21 protein-coding genes are annotated in these 16,522 nt (G+C 59.5%); 17 read left to right on the top strand and 4 right to left on the bottom strand.

Features of this window, described 5'->3' with window-relative positions; all coding sequences use genetic code 11:
* Window positions 1-96: 96 nt before the first annotated feature.
* From rpsJ to rpsQ, 11 genes are read left to right on the top strand one after another with little or no spacing between them, the layout of a single operon-like run.
* Window positions 97-402: a 30S ribosomal protein S10 gene (rpsJ, locus tag I6I12_RS10940; protein ID WP_003848085.1), complete on the top strand. Its 306-nt coding sequence runs from the start codon at window positions 97-99 to the stop codon at window positions 400-402.
* 23 nt (window positions 403-425) lie between these two features.
* Window positions 426-1,082 carry a 50S ribosomal protein L3 gene (gene rplC / locus I6I12_RS10935; protein WP_023020549.1) on the top strand — a complete coding sequence of 219 codons (657 nt, stop codon included), beginning with the start codon at window positions 426-428 and terminating at the stop codon, window positions 1,080-1,082.
* A complete protein-coding gene (rplD, locus tag I6I12_RS10930) occupies window positions 1,079-1,732 on the top strand; it encodes a 50S ribosomal protein L4 (protein ID WP_005322847.1) in 654 nt (217 codons plus the stop codon). The genes rplC and rplD overlap by 4 nt, the downstream gene beginning before the upstream one ends.
* Window positions 1,732-2,034, top strand: a complete 303-nt coding sequence (rplW, locus tag I6I12_RS10925) for a 50S ribosomal protein L23 (RefSeq protein ID WP_023020550.1) — start codon at window positions 1,732-1,734, stop codon at window positions 2,032-2,034. Before rplD ends, rplW begins: the two co-directional genes overlap by 1 nt.
* 35 nt (window positions 2,035-2,069) lie before the next feature.
* Window positions 2,070-2,906 (top strand): 50S ribosomal protein L2, encoded by an 837-nt coding sequence (gene rplB / locus I6I12_RS10920; RefSeq protein WP_023020551.1) that lies wholly within the window; start codon window positions 2,070-2,072, stop codon window positions 2,904-2,906.
* 13 nt (window positions 2,907-2,919) lie between these two features.
* Entirely contained in the window at window positions 2,920-3,198 is a 279-nt protein-coding gene (gene rpsS / locus I6I12_RS10915) for a 30S ribosomal protein S19 (RefSeq protein WP_005276936.1), read from the top strand.
* Window positions 3,199-3,201: 3 nt separating this feature from the next.
* Complete coding sequence (rplV, locus tag I6I12_RS10910; protein WP_005276938.1) at window positions 3,202-3,564, top strand: 50S ribosomal protein L22; 363 nt, start codon at window positions 3,202-3,204, stop codon at window positions 3,562-3,564.
* Window positions 3,564-4,307 carry a 30S ribosomal protein S3 gene (gene rpsC / locus I6I12_RS10905; RefSeq protein ID WP_023027807.1) on the top strand — a complete coding sequence of 248 codons (744 nt, stop codon included), beginning with the start codon at window positions 3,564-3,566 and terminating at the stop codon, window positions 4,305-4,307. Before rplV ends, rpsC begins: the two co-directional genes overlap by 1 nt.
* A 3-nt stretch (window positions 4,308-4,310) precedes the next feature.
* A complete protein-coding gene (rplP, locus tag I6I12_RS10900) occupies window positions 4,311-4,727 on the top strand; it encodes a 50S ribosomal protein L16 (RefSeq protein ID WP_023020553.1) in 417 nt (138 codons plus the stop codon).
* Complete coding sequence (gene rpmC, locus I6I12_RS10895) at window positions 4,727-4,957, top strand: 50S ribosomal protein L29 (RefSeq protein WP_005322842.1); 231 nt, start codon at window positions 4,727-4,729, stop codon at window positions 4,955-4,957. Before rplP ends, rpmC begins: the two co-directional genes overlap by 1 nt.
* A 2-nt stretch (window positions 4,958-4,959) precedes the next feature.
* A complete protein-coding gene (gene rpsQ, locus I6I12_RS10890; protein WP_023020554.1) occupies window positions 4,960-5,268 on the top strand; it encodes a 30S ribosomal protein S17 in 309 nt (102 codons plus the stop codon).
* Window positions 5,269-5,340: 72 nt separating this feature from the next.
* On the opposite strand, the gene I6I12_RS10885 is transcribed toward rpsQ, so the two are convergent.
* Window positions 5,341-6,162 carry a siderophore-interacting protein gene (locus I6I12_RS10885; RefSeq protein WP_023020555.1) on the bottom strand — a complete coding sequence of 274 codons (822 nt, stop codon included), beginning with the start codon at window positions 6,160-6,162 and terminating at the stop codon, window positions 5,341-5,343.
* 100 nt (window positions 6,163-6,262) lie between these two features.
* Between I6I12_RS10885 and I6I12_RS10880 the strand changes: the two genes are divergently transcribed.
* The 4 genes from I6I12_RS10880 (at window position 6,263) to I6I12_RS10865 (ending at window position 10,252) form a co-directional block, all read left to right on the top strand.
* The gene (locus tag I6I12_RS10880) at window positions 6,263-7,210 is read left to right on the top strand and encodes an ABC transporter substrate-binding protein (protein WP_023020556.1); all 948 of its coding nucleotides are present in this window, start codon (window positions 6,263-6,265) and stop codon (window positions 7,208-7,210) included.
* Complete coding sequence (locus I6I12_RS10875) at window positions 7,211-8,293, top strand: FecCD family ABC transporter permease (protein WP_023020557.1); 1,083 nt, start codon at window positions 7,211-7,213, stop codon at window positions 8,291-8,293.
* A gap of 5 nt (window positions 8,294-8,298) precedes the next feature.
* Window positions 8,299-9,333 (top strand): FecCD family ABC transporter permease, encoded by a 1,035-nt coding sequence (locus I6I12_RS10870; RefSeq protein ID WP_023020558.1) that lies wholly within the window; start codon window positions 8,299-8,301, stop codon window positions 9,331-9,333.
* A gap of 85 nt (window positions 9,334-9,418) precedes the next feature.
* Window positions 9,419-10,252, top strand: a complete 834-nt coding sequence (locus tag I6I12_RS10865) for an ABC transporter ATP-binding protein (RefSeq protein WP_023020559.1) — start codon at window positions 9,419-9,421, stop codon at window positions 10,250-10,252.
* Between the two features lie 36 nt (window positions 10,253-10,288).
* Here I6I12_RS10865 and I6I12_RS10860 read toward each other — a convergent pair whose 3' ends face one another.
* The gene (locus tag I6I12_RS10860; RefSeq protein WP_023020560.1) at window positions 10,289-10,681 is read right to left on the bottom strand and encodes a hypothetical protein; all 393 of its coding nucleotides are present in this window, start codon (window positions 10,679-10,681) and stop codon (window positions 10,289-10,291) included.
* Window positions 10,678-11,562, bottom strand: coding sequence for a carbohydrate kinase family protein (locus tag I6I12_RS10855; RefSeq protein ID WP_023020561.1), 885 nt, complete (start codon window positions 11,560-11,562; stop codon window positions 10,678-10,680). Before I6I12_RS10855 ends, I6I12_RS10860 begins: the two co-directional genes overlap by 4 nt.
* 20 nt (window positions 11,563-11,582) lie before the next feature.
* Here I6I12_RS10855 and I6I12_RS10850 point away from each other — a divergent pair, with 20 nt between their 5' ends.
* Together I6I12_RS10850 and I6I12_RS10845 are read left to right on the top strand one after the other, a co-directional pair.
* Window positions 11,583-12,791: a glycoside hydrolase family 32 protein gene (locus I6I12_RS10850; RefSeq protein WP_023020562.1), complete on the top strand. Its 1,209-nt coding sequence runs from the start codon at window positions 11,583-11,585 to the stop codon at window positions 12,789-12,791.
* Window positions 12,792-12,924: 133 nt separating this feature from the next.
* On the top strand, window positions 12,925-14,973 hold the full coding sequence (locus tag I6I12_RS10845) for a sucrose-specific PTS transporter subunit IIBC (protein WP_023020563.1): 2,049 nt from the start codon (window positions 12,925-12,927) through the stop codon (window positions 14,971-14,973).
* Between the two features lie 218 nt (window positions 14,974-15,191).
* On the opposite strand, the gene I6I12_RS10840 is transcribed toward I6I12_RS10845, so the two are convergent.
* Window positions 15,192-16,109 (bottom strand): hypothetical protein, encoded by a 918-nt coding sequence (locus I6I12_RS10840; protein WP_023020564.1) that lies wholly within the window; start codon window positions 16,107-16,109, stop codon window positions 15,192-15,194.
* Between the last annotated feature and the right edge of the window lie 413 nt (window positions 16,110-16,522).

The following is a 16,522-nucleotide window of genomic DNA, read 5'->3' as shown; positions in this document are numbered from 1 at the left end:
ACAACGTTATAGAGAAATCGAGAAGCAATTTCCCACCGCTTCACGCCCCGGAAACGCCGGGAATGTGAAAGTGGGGAAGCGAGGAAGAGGATAAGCGTGGCGGGACAAAAAATCCGCATTCGGCTGAAGGCCTATGACCACGAGGCTATCGACGCTTCTGCAAAGAAGATCGTCGAGACCGTTACCCGTACCGGTGCTCGTGTAGTCGGCCCAGTGCCGCTCCCAACCGAGAAGAACGTATACGCAGTTATTCGTTCTCCGCACAAGTACAAGGACTCTCGCGAGCACTTCGAGATGCGCACTCACAAGCGCCTGATCGACATTCTCGACCCAACCCCGAAGACCGTTGATGCTCTTATGCGCATCGATCTTCCGGCAAGCGTCGACGTGAACATCCAGTAAGCGACTTTGGTGGAGAACAAATAATGAGTGAAAACGAGATCAAGGGCATTCTGGGCAAGAAGCTCGGCATGACCCAGGTCTTCGACGAGGACAACCGCGTTGTACCGGTTACCGTCGTCGAGGCAGGGCCATGCGTTGTCACCCAGATTCGCACCCCCGAAACCGATGGCTACAGCGCCATCCAGATCGCCTTTGGCGAAATCGACCCACGCAAGGCAAATAAGCCGGTTGGTGGTCACTTCAAGAAGGCTGGCGTAACCCCACGCCGTCACGTTGCGGAAATCCGCATGGACGACACCTCTGCTTATGAGGTTGGCCAAGAGGTCAAGGTTGACATCTTCGAGGGCATCACCTTCGTTGACGTCACCGGCAAGACCAAGGGCCACGGCTACGCTGGTGCCATGAAGCGCCACGGCTTCGCAGGCCAGGGCGCAGCTCACGGTAACCAGGCCGCTCACCGCCGCGTTGGTGGCATCGGCGGCGCTGCTACCCCGGGCCGCGTCTTCAAGGGCAAGCGCATGGCTGGCCGTATGGGCCAGGACCGCGTGACCACCCAGAACCTGAAGATTCAGAAAATCGATGCCGAGTCCAACCTGCTGCTCATCAAGGGTGCTATCCCTGGTGCGCGCGGCGGCCTCGTCACCGTTAAGACCGCAGTGAAGGGCGGTGCACACGCATGAGCAACCTCAAGCTAGACGTCCACACTTCCGAGGGTAAGACCAACGGCTCTGTAGACCTGCCTGCTGAAATCTTTGACACCGAGGCATCCATTGCTCTGATGCACCAGGTTGTTAACGCTCAGCTTGCTGCTGCACGCCAGGGCACCCACGCAACCAAGACCCGCGGCGATGTCCGCGGTGGTGGTCGCAAGCCTTTCCGTCAGAAGGGCACCGGCCGTGCACGCCAGGGCTCAATCCGCGCACCGCATTACACCGGTGGCGGCACCGTCCATGGCCCACAGCCGCGCGACTACGCACAGCGCACCCCTAAGAAGATGATCAAGGCTGCTCTCTTCGGTGCACTGTCTGACCGTGCTCGCAACGAGCGCATCCACGTCATCGAAGAGCTCGTACCGGGCCAGAAGCCGTCCACCAAGTCGGCTAAGGCCTTCCTCGAGTCCCTGACCGAGCGCAAGAACGTGCTCCTGGTCATCGGCCGCGAGGACATCAACGCTCGTCGTAGCGCTAATAACCTGCCTAACGTTCAGATCCTGGACGCTGGCCAGCTCAACACCTACGACGTTCTCTACTCCGATGACGTTGTGTTCTCCGTTGAGGCGCTACACACCTTCATCAACCGCGCAACCGGCGCGGATAAGGAGGAGAACTAATGGCTAAGATTTCTAACCCACGCGATATCATCATCGCCCCGGTTGTATCCGAGAAGTCCTACGGTCTGATGGAGCAGAACGTGTACACGTTCTACGTCTCCACGGACTCCAATAAGTCCCAGATTAAAGATGCCGTAGAGCAGATCTTTGACGTCAAGGTCGACTCCGTGAACACCGTGAACCGTGCAGGCAAGCGTAAGCGCACCCGCACCGGTTACGGCCAGCGTAAGTCCACCAAGCGTGCATATGTGACGCTCCGTGAAGGCAGCGACTCCATCGACGTCTTCGGCGGCGGCGCTTAAGCGTCACCGGAGAGCCGAAAGGAAAAGGAAGAATTATGGCTATTCGTAAGTACAAGCCGACAACTCCGGGTCGCCGCGCATCCTCCGTTTCTGAGTTTGACGAGATCACTCGTTCTACTCCGGAGAAGTCCCTGCTGCGCCCGCTGAGCAAGACTGGTGGCCGTAACAACTACGGCCGCATCACCACCCGCCATATCGGCGGTGGCCACAAGCGCCGTTACCGTCTGATCGACTTCCGTCGTAACGACAAGGACGGCATCCCGGCAAAGGTCGCTCACATCGAGTACGACCCGAACCGCACCGCAAACATTGCACTGCTTCACTACGTTGATGGCGAAAAGCGCTACATCATCGCCCCTAAGGGTCTGAAGCAGGGCACCATCGTAGAGTCCGGCCCGAATGCAGATATCAAGGTTGGCAACAACCTGCCTCTGCGTAATATCCCGACCGGTTCTACCATCCACGCTGTTGAGCTCAAGCCGGGTGCTGGCGCTAAGCTGGCTCGCTCCGCTGGTGCTTCCATTCAGCTGCTGGGTAAGGAAGGCAAGTACGCAGTTCTGCGTATGCCGTCTTCCGAAATCCGCCGTGTGGATATCCGCTGCCGCGCCACCGTTGGTGAGGTTGGCAATGCCGAGCAGATGAACATCCGCTGGGGCAAGGCCGGCCGTATGCGTTGGAAGGGCGTTCGCCCGACCGTCCGCGGTGTCGTAATGAACCCGGTTGACCACCCACACGGTGGTGGTGAGGGTAAGACCTCGGGTGGTCGCCACCCTGTGTCCCCATGGGGCCACAAGGAGGGTCGCACCCGCAACCCGAACCGTTACTCCAACAACATGATCGTGCGCCGTCGTCGCCCGAACAAGAAGCGCTAAGAGGAGGTAAACAATGCCACGCAGCCTTAAGAAGGGCCCGTTCGTCGATGAGCACCTCCTCAACAAGGTGGATGCTCAGAACGATGCAGGCACCAAGCAGGTCATCAAGACCTGGTCTCGCCGCTCGACCATTCTCCCCGATTTCATCGGTCACACCTTCGCCGTCCACGACGGCCGCAAGCACGTGCCGGTTTTCATCGAGGACTCCATGGTCGGCCACAAGCTGGGCGAGTTTGCACCAACCAAGACCTTTAAGGGTCACGTCAAGGATGACAAGAAGGGACGTCGATAAGCGATGAGTGAGACCATCACCTCCGCATCCGCCACGGCCCGCTACGTCCGCGTCACCCCGATGAAGGCACGTCGCGTGCTCGATCTGGTCCGCGGCAAGTCCGTAAGCGAAGCCCTGGCTATCCTGAAGTACGCACCGCAGGGTGCTTCCAAGCCAGTTGCTAAGGTCGTTGCTTCTGCAGCCGCTAACGCTGAGAACAACTTCGGCCTCGACCCACGTACCCTGGTCATCTCCGAGGCTTATGCCAACGAGGGTCCGACCATGCGTCGTTTCCAGCCGCGTGCACAGGGTCGTGCATTCATGATTCGTAAGCGCACCAGCCACATCACCGTGGTGGTCGAAAGCCAGCAGGAAGGGGCCAAGTAATGGGCCAGAAGATCCATCCTCACGGCCTACGTTTGGGCATCACTTCCGACTGGAAGACCCACTGGTTCGCCGATAAGGACTACGCGAACTACGTAGCCGAAGACATCAAGATTCGTAACTACCTCAACAAGGGCCTCGAGCGCGCCGGCATTGCCGACGTCGTTATCGAGCGCACCCGCGACCGCGTCCGCGTCGACATTCACACCGCCCGCCCAGGCATCGTGATTGGCCGCCGCGGTGCTGAGGCTGACCGTATCCGCCGCGAGCTGGAAAAGCTCACCGGCAAGATGGTTGCCCTCAACATCCTCGAGGTCAAGCAGGTAGACGCAAACGCAACCCTGGTTGCTCACTCCATCGCGGAGCAGCTGGTTAACCGCGTCGCATTCCGTCGTGCAATGCGCAAGGCTATCCAGTCCGCTATGCGCCAGCCACAGGTCAAGGGCATCAAGATTCTGCTGTCCGGCCGCCTGGGTGGTGCTGAAATGTCCCGCGTTGAGCGCTACCACGAGGGTCGCGTTCCGCTGCACACTCTTCGCGCCGAAATCGATTACGGCACCGCAGAGGCCCACACCACCTTCGGCCGCATTGGCATCAAGGTGTGGATCTATAAGGGTGACGTCGTCGGTGGCGTACGCGAGTCCGAACTGAACGCTCCGGCACAGGGCCGTGGCCGTGACCGCAATGGTCGCTCCCGCCGCGGTGGCCAGCGCCGCCAGCGTGCACAGCAGAAGCAGGAGGGCTAATCCATGCTGATTCCTAAGCGTGTTAAGTACCGCCGTCAGCACCGCCCGAACCGTCGCGGCGTGTCCAAGGGCGGTAACCGCATCAACTTCGGCGATTACGCTATCCAGGCTCTCGAGCCGGCGTACATCACCAACCGTCAGATTGAGGCCGCACGTATTGCCATCAACCGCCACGTCAAGCGTGGTGGCAAGGTGTGGATCAACATCTTCCCGGACCGTCCGTTGACCCAGAAGCCGCTCGGCGTTCGTATGGGTTCCGGTAAGGGCCCGGTTGAGAAGTGGGTGGCTAACGTTAAGCCGGGCCGCGTACTTTTCGAGATGAGCTATCCGAACGATGCCGTTGCAATTGAGGCTCTGCGCCGCGCTGGCCAGAAGCTTCCTTGCAAGGTCCGTATCATCAAGAAGGAGGACCAGTTCTAATGGCAACCGGTACCCCCGCCCACGAGTTCCGTGAGCTCGACAATGCTGAGCTGCAGTCCCGCCTGAAGGATGCGAAGGAAGAACTGTTCAACCTTCGCTTCCAGAAGGCCACCGGCCAGCTGACCAACAACCGCCGCATCGGCACGGTTAAGCGCGACATTGCCCGCATCTACACCGTTCTGCGCGAGCGCGAGCTGGGCCTGTCCGTTGCTCCGGGAGCTGAGGCTTAATCATGAGTGAGGCTAACGTGACTGATTCCAAGAAGGCACCTACTCCGAAGAAGGAGAAGGTCAAGGGCGCTCCTAAGGTTCGCACCGGCTATGTAGTATCCGACAAGATGAACAAGACCATCGTTGTCGAGCTGGAAGACCGCAAGCAGCACGCCCTGTACGGCAAGATCATGCGTTCTAACAAGAAGGTTAAGGCGCACGACGAGGAAGAAACCGCAGGCATCGGCGATCTCGTACGCATCGCTGAGACCCGCCCGCTGTCCAAGGACAAGCACTTCCGTCTCGTTGAGATCATCGAGAAGGCTAAGTAAAAACTAGCCAGCGCAGCCCCTGCTCCGAATCTAATGGTTCGGGGTAGGGGCCTTCGCCGTTTTCGGGCTTAGCTACGGTCGGGCCCTTCCATAAAACCAGTAGGGAACCCACGTGACGTCGGTGGTATCCAGGCCCCACTCATTCACCGCGAGGCCTCGTACGCTCTTTGCTAGCTCCCCCTCGCCGGAAGCCCACACGTACCCTGGCCCCGGCGCACGGGCATAGTCCGCTCTTAGAGCGGCTACGACAGCATCCGCCTCCTGACGCGGTTGGGTATGAATGATGCGCAGGCTGCGGACGCTCGTCTCCCACCGAGTTGCAAGGCCCGGCTCTACCTCGTCCTCGCTGGTTACCACGGCCATAACGTCGGTGGCTCGAAGCATCGCCGGGTTATGGTTTTCTTGGTAGGCCAAGATGTGCCGCAGGGCGGGCAGGGCGGATGCATCGGCGACTAGAAGTTGTGCCGACTCGGTTGGTCGCCACAAGTCGTTGCACGTAAAGAATCCCGCCGTATCGCCGGCTCGTGCGCGGCGAATCCACCGCGAGCCAGGTCCGGAATCGCCGTGGGTGACCACGTCGACATCGACTGTGGCCTCTTCTGAATGGAGCGCGCGGATGGTATACCAGCGCAGGTCCGGCCGCCTCTCCTCGCAAATCGCGCTTACCGCCGAGCGAAGGTTTATGCCGTCGACGGGGAAGGGCCTAAATTCCTGTCCGGCTTGTGGCATGACGAGTCCAAAGAATTCATCGGGTCCGGAGAGGGTGTATGTCCGGAATGCCTCGGCATAAAACGTCAGGCGGTGCAGGCGCGGCCGGATCCGTTTATTAGCGGTCAGAATAACGGGGATGAGTTCGTGTTGACGCATCGTGGCGGATTGTGGGGAAGAGTTCATGCGTCTAATATACTCATAATAAACTAAGGCTTGCCTAAATTACTCTTTGCGGTATAGGCTAAGCAAAGTTATTTTCCTCCTTCTTGAAAGGGCTAGCCTGGTGAAGATTTTCGGCCGTCGTAGTTTGGGTGCAGTAGCAGTGCTTTCTGCCGGAGCCGTAGCCTTAGGAGGCTGCTCCCGCGGTGAAGGCGATGAAACGGCTAAGGCTACTGACGCTTCCAGCGAGCAGCGGGTGGCTAGCCTGGGCCTGGGTGACGCCGATACGCTACTTGCCCTGGGGATCACTCCCGTGGCGGTGGCACCGTGGGGTGCTGAGGGCGATGGCGATCCCTCCGGCGTCGGCCCCTGGGCAGATAAGCTTTTGGGCGATGCAAAGCCTGAGGTGATTTATAATACCGCAACCGGATTCACCGCGGATACCTTTGAGCAGATCACCGCGGCAGATCCCACCCAGATCATTGCGGTGAACCAGGCCGTGGATGCGCATACGAAGGAATCCCTGGAAGACATCGCGCCTACCACCGTCAAGCCAGATGGCTATGAAGACTGGCAGGTGCCCTGGGAAAAGCAGGTAGAAACTATTGCAGACGCGGTGGGTAAGGAAGACGAAGGCGATAAGCTTATCGATGACACCGAAAAGGCCTTCGAGGAATTCCGCCGCGAGCACACGGAATTGCAGGATAAATCTGCGGCCATCGTCATGCCTTATGACGGCAAAATCGGCCTCTACACCGAGGAGGACGGGCGCGGACAATTCATCGAGGATCTTGGCATGGAGATCCCCGATGCCTTGCAGGGCGATGGCAGCAGCTTCTTCGTTGACATTGCCCCAGAAAATTACGCAAAACTTAACCAGGTTGATTACCTCTTTGTCCTGGACTACAACGGTTCCTCCGAAGCCTTGAAGAAGGATAAGACCTTCCAAGGCCTCGACGTTGTCAAGGATGGTCGCGTGCGCTACCTGGATACGGATACCGGTAATGCCATGAGTATGCCGAACCCGGTGACCATCCCCTGGGCAGTAGATAAGTTTGAAGAGAAGCTGTAATTGTCAGCAACCACGAAAGTCGGCCAAAAAATCCAGACGGATAACACCGCAGATAGTCCTACCGCCACCGGCGCCGCCGCACCGGTAATGACGCGGGCACAGAGTCACAAGCTGCTCCTTGTTGCCCTCATCCTCGCCAGTCTGGTGTTGGCGGTGGCGTCCTTGACGCTAGGATCCCGCTCGATTCCGCCCGGGGAGGTCATCGCCGCCCTGCACGGAGCAGGGGAGCAGGATATCCACGATATCGTGTGGAACCTGCGCATGCCGCGCACCTTCCTGGCTTATTTCGCCGGCGCGGCCCTTGCTGTGGCCGGTGTACTGGCGCAATCGTGGACCAGAAACCCGCTGGCGGATCCAGGGTTTATTGGCGTTACCGCGGGTGCGTCATTCTTTGTTGCCATAGGCACGGCCATCGGCATTGCTACCTCCACCGGTATGCGGACTACCCTCGCGCTCGCTGGCGCGGGTATTACCACGCTGCTGGTCTTAGCCGTATCGCGGCGGTTTCAGGATCCTCTGACGCTCGTTCTGGTAGGTGCCGGCGTCTCCGCCGCCTTGGGATCGGGCGCGATGATCATCGGCCTTTATTCCACGGACGTCCTCGATAGCATGCGGCGGTGGACCATCGGATCCACCTTTGGCCGCGGCCCAGAAGACGTCGCGATCGCGGGCATAGGGCTTGTTATCGGCCTAGCGTGCGCGGCGATGGCAGCCAGACCCCTCGACCTTTTGGCTATGGGGGAGGAGTCCTCCCTCGCCTTGGGCGGGTCCCCCACCACCGCGCGGGTGGGCGCGGCGCTCAGCGTCGTGGTGCTGGCCGGCAGTGCAACGGCGGCAACGGGGCCCATTGCCTTCGTCGGCTTTGCCATTCCTCACATCGTGCGGCGGGTGGTGGGCCCTAGCGTTGCTACCATGCTTTTGCCCTCCGCGCTCTTAGGTGGTTGTGCCGTGCTTGCCGCCGATATCATCGGCCGCCTCATTGTGGGTAACTCGGAGCTGGAGATGTCCATCGTCCTCGCAGTAGTGGGCGCACCCTTCCTCATTTGGGGTGCCCACCGAGGAATGGGCAGAACGTGGGGGTAAAACGCATGACCACGATCAGCACAATTTTAACAGCGCAGCAACGCCGTCGGCACGCGCGCGTGCTCGCTTCCACGTTGGCATTTATCCTTATCGCCCTTATCGCGTACTTAGTATTGTTGGGGCAAGGTTCCGTGGAACTGAGCCCACGGCAAGTCATCGATGTCCTCACCGGCGGCGGCAGCGAGAGCCACATCAGGGTGGTGTGGGACTTGCGCCTGCCGGTTGCTATCGCCACCGTCATCGTGGGCACCGCCCTCGGTCTGGCCGGTTCTTGGACGCAAACCATGGCCCGCAACCCGCTCGCCTCGCCGGATATTTTAGGCGTTACCGGCGGGGCATCGGTGCTGGTGGTCCTGGGCACCGTGCATTCGCGCCCCAGTTTCGCTGAGGGCATCCCGGAGTTTTGGTGGCGGGCATGCTTGGCGACGATCGGCGCCCTCCTCGTTGTCCTCCTCCTCGCCACCCTTGGTGGCATCGGTACGAGCAACCGCATCGTCATCGTCGGTATTGCCTTATCGCTGCTGTTTCAGGCCATCGTGGCGTATTTGATGCGCAGCGCCCAGGTCCTGCGCGCTGCGGAGGCGCAAACGTGGCTTGCGGGATCGACTGGATTTGTGCGCATGGAGGTCATCCTCCCCCTGCTGGCGGCATTAGCGCCGTTTCTCGCTATAGGCATCTGGTGCGCGCGGGAATTGCCGTTGCTTGCCCATGATGATTCCTCCGCAACCACCCTGGGCGTGAATATCTCCCGCCAGCGCTCTCTTCTGCTTATCGCGGCAACCGGTATCAGCGCCGTGGTGGTCTCGGTGGTGGGACCCATTGGGTTTATCGCGCTGCTAGCGCCGCACCTGGCGCGGATGGTGGCGCGCACCCCCACGCCATCGCCGCTGGCGTCGGCAGCCGCGGGCGCGGCGTTGCTTACCGTGTGCGCCGTCATCGCTGGCGCTATCCCGGTAGACGCGCCGGTGGGTGCGGTTTCCTCGGTCATCGGCGGCTGCGCCTTGGTGATAGTGGTGTGGAATGCGGCCGGGCGCAGCTAAACGTTGCGCCGCGGCACAGCGGGGGAAACGGACAAACACAGCGCCGGATGGTGCTAGATAGTCGTACGTGGATGAAGGAAAAGATATGACGAATAATCAGCCTAAACAGCCCACGAGCGCGAAGCCTCGGTGCAGTCTCCACGCCACCGGCATTCATGCGGGATATAAGGATGGCGAGGACATCCTTGCCGGCGTCGATCTGCACGCCCGTGCCGGCGAAGTCACCACGCTCATTGGGCCCAATGGCTGTGGCAAGTCCACGCTGCTGAAAACTCTCTCGAAAATCCTGGCCCCGCGGCAGGGCAGCGTCATGGTCGGGGACGCTGACCTACATGCGTTGTCCGCGAAGGATGCCGCGCAGCAGGTGGCGCTGCTGCCGCAGCACCCCGTGGCCCCCGATGGGCTACGGGTAGGCGAGTTGGTCGCGCGCGGGCGTCATCCCTATCAGGGGAGGATGCGCGGCCTTTCCGCTACGGATCGGGAGACTATCGCGCAGGCCTGCGAGGCTACCGACATTGTGGACTTCCTCGATCGTGATATCGCTTCGCTATCGGGTGGGCAGCGCCAACGCGTCTGGCTGGCGTTGGCACTGGCACAAGATACGCCTGTGCTGCTTCTCGACGAACCCACGACCTTTCTCGACCCCGCCCATGCCATGCGCATGCTGGAGTTGGCTCGCGCACAGGCGCAGGTGGGAAAAACAGTGGTTGTAGTCCTGCACGATCTCATGCTGGCGGGCCACTATTCTGATTCCATGGTGGTGATGAAAGCCGGCAAAATTATCGCTCGCGGGGCGCCGAAACAAGCGCTATCCCCGAAGGTATTGGAGCAGGCCTATGGCATCGAGGCTGAAGCCTGGGACGATCCGGATAGTGATGCCCCCATCATTGTTCCCCGCCGCGTCGTAGCGGCGCATTAGTGGAAACCTGCCAATTGTGGCTGTTGCCCAGTCGCTCTAGTTGACCTTTCTTTGTATATCTAGAAAGGAAATTGCCACTACAAAAAGATTGAGCACGCTTCCCGCGCCGAGCAAAAAGGTACCGATTCGATAGGATCCTGTGCCGACGGCCGCCATATTGCCGTAGATATAGACCCAGATGCCCCAGCCGATGAGCAGAACGAGGCCGGCAAGACCAGAGAGCAGGCGGAGGCTACGAGGGGAGGCGGGGGCGAAGAATTTATAGGCGGCGTCGACAAGCGTGCAAGCCGCAAGCCCCAAACTCAGCCCGCCGGTCAACCAAACAGGAAGTAGAGCGGAGGTGCCAAAAACTACGGGCAGGATAAACGCGAGAAACGCGAGGATAAAGAGCGCGGAGTGCAGCCACAGGGTGCGCTTGGTGTAGGTCATAGCGCTGACTCTACTTCCTCACGCCGTGGTGGGTTAGCACCTTTGCGTGAAACGGTGATCCCTGCGGCGGCCGCGGCGAAGGACAGGATTTCCTTCCACTCCGCAGCTCCTAGTTCAGACAAGGCGGTGGCGTCGAGCCCGCGCTCATCAATCTGGGTCAACAATGCGGCCATGATGGTATCGCCGGCGCCAATGGTGTCGGCGACGGTGACCTTTGCGGCCGGCACCTGTAGTGCGGTGTCACCGGCCTGAACGCTAAGGCCCTCCCCGCCGCGGGTAATTACGACGACGGGGACCTGGGAAATGAGGTCGGTGCCGAGGAATTCCACCTCCTCGTCGGAAAGCTTGAGCACAGTGACGTGGGGGAGCAGGTCCGCTAGGAATTCTCGGTGCTCCTGGGTGGCGTAGAACGGGCGGATATTCGGATCGAGGGCGACCAAGGTACCTTGTGCGGCAAAATCCTTCAATAGTTGCGCATAGCGGGAGGCGCCAGGTTCAAGGGCAAGGGAGACCGTGCCAAAGCACGCGATATCGGCCGGAACCAAGTGTGGCTCAACCAAGCGGTCGGCGGTGCCCTCGATATAGAAGTTATAGGAAGCGGAGCCGTCCTCATGGATGGTCGTGACGGCTAGCGTGGTGGGCTCATCGCCACGCTGCAGGTGGGTGGTGGTCACGCCTTCTGACTTAAGGCGGCCAACGAGTTCCTGGCCAAAACCATCGGTAGAAAGGCGGGACTGGAACTCTACGTCCGCCCCCAGTCTCGCGGCTGCGATGGCCACGTTAAATGGCCCGCCGCCCAGCGCCGGGGTGTGGTCGTTCAAGCTGCCAGGGGCTACTGGAACGAGGTCCACGAGCCCTTCACCGCACACATGAATAGTCATATTTTCATAGTATCGGTGATATGAACTACCGGCCCAATTTTCACCTTGCCCCACCACAAGGCCGCCTCAATGATCCCAATGGTGTCTTTGTAGACGGTGATACCTTGCATGTTTACTACCAGCATGACCCTGCCTTCCCGCGCCAGCCCAAGCGCACCGGCTGGGGCCATGCGACCACACGTGTTTCCGCGCCCACGCCATGGCAACACCACCCGGATGCCTTATACCCGGATCTGCCCTATGACAAGGATGGATGCTATTCGGGCGGCGCGGTGGTCGATGGCACCGATGTCTGGCTGTTTTATACAGGCAACCTGAAACAAGACGGCCGCCGCATTCCCTCGCAGAACCGCGTGCGCGCCCTCGACCCTTCGGGCCCTGAAGGCGGCATCTATCTCCGCGATGAGAATAACCCCCTCATCCCGGACTCCCCGGAGGGTTATACGGGCCACTTCCGTGACCCACAGATCACCCGCGACGGTGACGGTTGGCGGATGGTCATCGGCGCCCAAACCGAAGATGAACGCGGCACCATTGTTCTCTACCGCTCCCAGGACTTAGCGCAGTGGGACTTTCAGGGCGAGATTGTTTTGGATGATCCTTCCCAGCTGCCGGGCGGATATATGTGGGAGTGTCCTAATCTCCTCACGCTAGGGGACAAGCAGGTACTCATCTTTTGCCCGCAAGCAGAAACGGACCGCTGCGGCTATGTCGTGGGCACGCTCGAAGGGTTGGATTTTCACATTGAGCGCGGCTTTACACTCTTGGATCACGGCACCCAGTTTTATGCGCCGCAGGCTACCGAGGACGGCATCCTGCTGGGGTGGATGGGCATGCCCGCCCAGGATGACACTCCGACGCAAGGCTGGGTGCACACCTTGACCCTGCCACGCCGCATCTGGCTTGAGGGTGACTACTTGCACCAAGAGCCGCTGTGGTCTGCCTTGCCGGAGACCCACGGGCGCGAAGGCTTTGGCTCCACCATCGATATCAAGGGCGAAGGTTCCTTTGCTCTTATCGACGCCGCCGGGGATGAAGCTTTCCGTGTCACCCAACGCGACGGGACCATTTCCTTTAATGGCGGAGAACCCATCGACTGCCCGGATGGTGAGATGCGCTTGATTGCGGATGGCTGCGCCGTTGAGGTCTATGCCGGGGGTGGTCGGATTGCTGCTTCGTTCGCGGTGTTTGGCGAGTCACCGTGGCAGGGGTGGGAACCGCGCGGGTAGGTGTACCTATCACCGGTGAAGTTGCCAACACTCCGCCCGAATGTGTGGACTTAGGCCCGAATTCCAGCTGTAATGGACATAAGTAGTCACGTCCGGTATCAGGATGTGATCCATTACACTGAAGGGCTCTTCTATGGACCACAAGGAAGTAGCCGCCCGCACGCTTAAGGCGCTCGGCGGCGAAAACAACATCAACGCACTCGCGCACTGCGCCACGCGCCTGCGCATGGTGCTGCAAGATTCGGACAAGGTGGATACCGCCGCGCTGGATAATGACCCCGATCTCAAGGGCACCTTTGAGGCTGGCGGTATGTTCCAGGTCATCGTCGGCCCTGGTGACGTCAATATCGTCTTCCAGGAAATGACCAACCTGATTTCCAAGGACGTGGCCGTATCCACCGACCGTCTAAAAGACATCGCTGCTGAATCCGGCAACTGGTTTAGCCGGGCCGTCAAAGTCTTGGCGGATATCTTCGTGCCGCTCATCCCCATCCTATTGGGCGGCGGTTTGCTCATGGCTCTCAATAACGTCTTGACGGCCGAAGGCCTGTTTGGCGATAAATCCGTCATCGAGATGTTCCCGGCGTGGGAAGGCTTTGCTGGGCTAGTTAATTTGCTCGCCGCCGCGCCATTCGCCTTCCTGCCCATCCTCGTCGGCTTTACCGCGACGAAGCGCTTTGGTGGCAACGAGTTCCTTGGCGCCGGTATGGCTATGGCGATGGTCATGCCGGATTTGGTCAGCGGTTACAACGTGGCTGAAGCGATTGAAAGCGGCGAGATGTCCTATTGGAATATCTTTGGCTTCGACGTCGCCCAGGCCGGCTACCAAGGTTCCATCCTTCCTATCTTGGTGATTTCGTGGATCCTCGCCACCTTGGAGAAATTCCTGCACAAGCACCTCAAGGGCACGGTGGACTTCATGCTTACCCCGCTGCTCACGCTGCTCATTACCGGTTTCTTAACCTTTATGGGCTTGGGGCCCATCCTGCGCACGGCCGGCGACTGGCTTGGCATGGGACTAGCTAACCTCTATGACTTTGCCGGTCCAGTGGCCGGTTTCCTCTTCGGCCTTGTCTATTCGCCGATTGTGATTACCGGCTTGCATCAATCTTTCCCGCCGATTGAGACGATGTTGTGGAACGAGGGCGGTTCCTTTATCTTCCCGATTGCCTCCATGGCCAATATCGCCCAAGGTGGTGTCGCGCTCGCCGTATACTTCCTGGCCCGCTCCGAAAAGCTCAAGGGGCTGGCCGGTGCCTCCGGCATTTCCGCCCTGTTCGGTATTACTGAGCCCGCTATCTTCGGCGTAAACCTTCGCTTGCGCTGGCCGTTCTATATCGGCATGGCGGCGTCCGCCGTTTCCTCTGCCTTCATCGCCATCTTTGGCGTGCTTGCCGATGCCCTCGGCGCCGCCGGCTTCATCGGTTTCGTCTCCGTCCCCCGCTTCGTGCCGACCTTCCTCCTGTGTGGTGTCATCTCCTTCGTGATTGCCTTTGTGGGCGCGTACCTCTACGGCCGCGTGCTCATTCGGAAGAATGGCTCCATCGACCCGGACGAGGTCAATCCTCCCGCAGCCGAGGCACAGGCTGCCGCTGCCACCCCAGCTGCGGTAGCTGCCGACGATGCCTGCACCATCTTCTCCCCACTGGAGGGCACCGCCGTGCCACTGTCTCAGGTCAGCGATCCTATGTTTGCCGGTGGCAAGCTGGGCCAAGGTGTGGCAATCGAGCCCACCGTGGGCAAGCTGGTTGCGCCTGCCGACGGCAAAATCACCGTTACTTTCCCCTCCCACCATGCCTATGCCATTCGTGCCAAGGACTCAGTGGTGGGCAATATCGATATCCTCATGCATATCGGATTCGATACGGTAAACCTCAAGGGTGAGCACTTCACCTCCCACGTCACCAAGGGCGATGAGGTCAAGCGGGGCGATATCCTCGCCGAATTCGATATCGACGCTATCAAGGCCGCCGGCCTTCCCGTGACCACTCCGGTGGTTGTCTCGAATTCGAAGAAGACCGGCCCGGTCATCCCTACCGAGGCCTTCCGCCCCGGCGAACTTATTGGCTCCGGTACCGATATCTTCACCGTGGATCCCAAGCTCGAGCCAGCATCCACACCAACCACTGGCCATGCAGCTACACCTGCATCCACTGAGGAGCCTTCCAGTACAACCAGCTAGCTCTAAAGAACAAAGGCCGAACTGAGAGATACTTCTTCCCAGTTCGGCCTTTAGTGTATTAGAAACAACTGTGCTCCCATGGCCAAAAGCTCATTTGGAGCCCAAGCGAATTGCGATGCACCAGGGAGTCCACAGCAAAAAGCTGCGCCGGCCGGACCGAAGCCCGACCGACGCAGCAAGTCTCAATTCAGTTTCCTATCTAGTAGGGAGGCTCTTGCTTAAGCGAAGAACTTGCGGCGTGCGGTGAAAGCGCCAGCAGCAACCATTGCAGCTACGGCCAGAGCAGCCAGAGCCTGTGCAACGGAGTTGGAGCCGGTCTCAGCGGACATGTCACGTGCGGAGTCTGCAGATTCGCCAGTTGCCGGGGCAGATAGTGCGGAAGGAACCTCAGCCAGGGCAGCGTCGCCCTTAGCGAGCTGACCGACCTGGGCGATAACTTCGTCCTTGTTAGCGTTCAGCATCTGCTCGGAAGCAGCCTTTTCCTCAGCGGTCGGTTCCTGGTTCTTGCGTGCCTCGTCCTTGACGTAGGTCTTGCCGTCCTGGGAAAGGTACCAGGTGATGCCACCGATGATCAGTGCAGCTGGCAGTGCCAACCAAGCCAGCTTATTCTTGTCGAATTCAGGCTTCGAATCCTCAGACAGGAACGCCTCAGCGTAAGAATTGCGCATCTCGTCGGTGATCTCTTCATTCACCAGAGCTGGGTCGTTGACGTAAACCTTCGGATCCTTCAGGCTCTGGTACCACTCGTTGCCCTCGGCGTCCTTCTTCGTAGCTGGAGCAGGGATACCTTCTTTGTTGGAGCTCTCGGAGTCAGTACCCTCGGCGTCGGCTGCGCCTTCAGTGTCAGTCTCGTTTCCAGGGGTCTCAGGATCAGCGCTTTCACCATCCTTTGACTGCTGACGCTCCCAGATGGCGCGAGCTTGATCCTCAGTGAGGGTAGGTACGGTGTCCTCGCCGGCTGGGTTCTCAAAGCGGTTGCGTGGTGCGTAGCTGCCGTCGGGCTGCTTGTCGTAGGTAATGCCATTGGTCTCGATGGAAGCCGGTAGTGGCATCTGAGCCTGGGCAATAGCTGCGCCGCCAAAGGCGAGTGCGCCGGTCAGTACAGCAGCAGTCAGGGTCTGTGGCAAACGCTTCATGTGCTTCTCCTTCGGGAAATATGGGAAAGAGCAAAGAAACGTCTTTCGCGGGCAAATACCAGTAGTCACAGAATTTGCAGTTGTTGCATGAAAATCAGAAGTTAACTGTAATTCTCATGCGTTACAGCAGTGAAAGATCAAACCATTAGAATGGCTGCGCGATGGACTTTGCACTGAGCGTTGTTAAAGTGTGGTTCATATGTGCAGATTGTGGCGATGATTTTGGAGCCTATGCGTGTCGTAGTATTCGAAATAAGAGGCCGAGGGGTAAGCGGGTGTACTGACGGAAATATATGTGGAGGTAGGGGGCGTCGGTAATCACTAAGCGGCGTTTTGGTATGGGCGCTGGCGTGTGGTTGAATGTATAGGTTGCAAAAGCTGGTCGGCCCGTAGTGGTGCGTTTCCGAACCGCC

It is taken from the genome of Corynebacterium kefirresidentii (assembly GCF_016599755.1).
GTDB classification, from domain to species: Bacteria; Actinomycetota; Actinomycetes; order Mycobacteriales; family Mycobacteriaceae; genus Corynebacterium; species Corynebacterium kefirresidentii.
Note: the sequence above shows the minus strand (reverse complement) of the source record. Positions and strands in the feature narration are given on the sequence as shown.

Excerpts from the sequence above, each read along its gene's own strand:
- rpsQ (WP_023020554.1), top strand. The coding sequence starts at position 4,960 with ATGAGTGAGGCTAACGTGACTGATTCCAAGAAGGCACCTACTCCGAAG.
- I6I12_RS10850 (WP_023020562.1), top strand. The coding sequence starts at position 11,583 with ATGAACTACCGGCCCAATTTTCACCTTGCCCCACCACAAGGCCGCCTC.
- rpmC (WP_005322842.1), top strand. The coding sequence starts at position 4,727 with ATGGCAACCGGTACCCCCGCCCACGAGTTCCGTGAGCTCGACAATGCT.
- rplP (WP_023020553.1), top strand. The coding sequence starts at position 4,311 with ATGCTGATTCCTAAGCGTGTTAAGTACCGCCGTCAGCACCGCCCGAAC.
- rplC (WP_023020549.1), top strand. The coding sequence starts at position 426 with ATGAGTGAAAACGAGATCAAGGGCATTCTGGGCAAGAAGCTCGGCATG.
- I6I12_RS10845 (WP_023020563.1), top strand. The coding sequence starts at position 12,925 with ATGGACCACAAGGAAGTAGCCGCCCGCACGCTTAAGGCGCTCGGCGGC.
- rplB (WP_023020551.1), top strand. The coding sequence starts at position 2,070 with ATGGCTATTCGTAAGTACAAGCCGACAACTCCGGGTCGCCGCGCATCC.
- I6I12_RS10865 (WP_023020559.1), top strand. The coding sequence starts at position 9,419 with ATGACGAATAATCAGCCTAAACAGCCCACGAGCGCGAAGCCTCGGTGC.
- rpsC (WP_023027807.1), top strand. The coding sequence starts at position 3,564 with ATGGGCCAGAAGATCCATCCTCACGGCCTACGTTTGGGCATCACTTCC.
- rplW (WP_023020550.1), top strand. The coding sequence starts at position 1,732 with ATGGCTAAGATTTCTAACCCACGCGATATCATCATCGCCCCGGTTGTA.
- I6I12_RS10870 (WP_023020558.1), top strand. The coding sequence starts at position 8,299 with ATGACCACGATCAGCACAATTTTAACAGCGCAGCAACGCCGTCGGCAC.
- rplV (WP_005276938.1), top strand. The coding sequence starts at position 3,202 with ATGAGTGAGACCATCACCTCCGCATCCGCCACGGCCCGCTACGTCCGC.
- I6I12_RS10855 (WP_023020561.1), bottom strand. The coding sequence starts at position 11,562 with ATGACTATTCATGTGTGCGGTGAAGGGCTCGTGGACCTCGTTCCAGTA.
- rpsS (WP_005276936.1), top strand. The coding sequence starts at position 2,920 with ATGCCACGCAGCCTTAAGAAGGGCCCGTTCGTCGATGAGCACCTCCTC.
- I6I12_RS10885 (WP_023020555.1), bottom strand. The coding sequence starts at position 6,162 with ATGAACTCTTCCCCACAATCCGCCACGATGCGTCAACACGAACTCATC.
- I6I12_RS10860 (WP_023020560.1), bottom strand. The coding sequence starts at position 10,681 with ATGACCTACACCAAGCGCACCCTGTGGCTGCACTCCGCGCTCTTTATC.
- I6I12_RS10840 (WP_023020564.1), bottom strand. The coding sequence starts at position 16,109 with ATGAAGCGTTTGCCACAGACCCTGACTGCTGCTGTACTGACCGGCGCA.
- rplD (WP_005322847.1), top strand. The coding sequence starts at position 1,079 with ATGAGCAACCTCAAGCTAGACGTCCACACTTCCGAGGGTAAGACCAAC.